The 366-nt window shown below is 69.1% G+C and carries 1 protein-coding gene; it reads right to left on the bottom strand.

Annotated features, from left to right (window positions below; translation table 11 throughout):
- The coding region (locus J0A65_RS26445; protein ID WP_232850172.1) for a hypothetical protein at positions 1-299 on the bottom strand (299 nt) is incomplete at its 3' end.
- Positions 300-366: the final 67 nt, after the last annotated feature.

Below are 366 nucleotides of genomic sequence, written 5' to 3'. Positions count from 1 at the left end.
CGGGTGTCCAGGCGCTCACCGATGTAGCGCAGCAGGCCGGGAGCCGGCAGGGATTTCTCCACCAGGCGCAGCTGCTTGCCGCTGCGTGCGAGCGACTGCCGGACCACCTCGATGTTGTGGTCGAGCCGGTCAAGGTCGATCAGCAGCGCCGGGCGCATCGGGCCGTTGGCCTTGAGCTCCTGGTTCAGCGCCTGGAAGTAGGCGTCATGCGGCTGGCCATGGTCGCGCGGCCGCAGCCAGGCAGCGGCCAGCAAGCCACCGGCACCGAGGCCGGCCAGTACGAAAGAGCGTCGCTTCATCGTGGTTCCTCAGGCAAGACCGAAGATGCCGGCCAGGTGCGCGTTGACGAAGCGGCCGTGCGGGTCC

Source organism: Bowmanella yangjiangensis, assembly GCF_017255015.1.
Taxonomy (GTDB): Bacteria; Pseudomonadota; Gammaproteobacteria; order Enterobacterales; family Alteromonadaceae; genus Bowmanella; species Bowmanella yangjiangensis.
The sequence above is the reverse complement of the archived record's forward strand: the minus strand, read 5'-3'. Positions and strand labels throughout refer to the sequence as shown.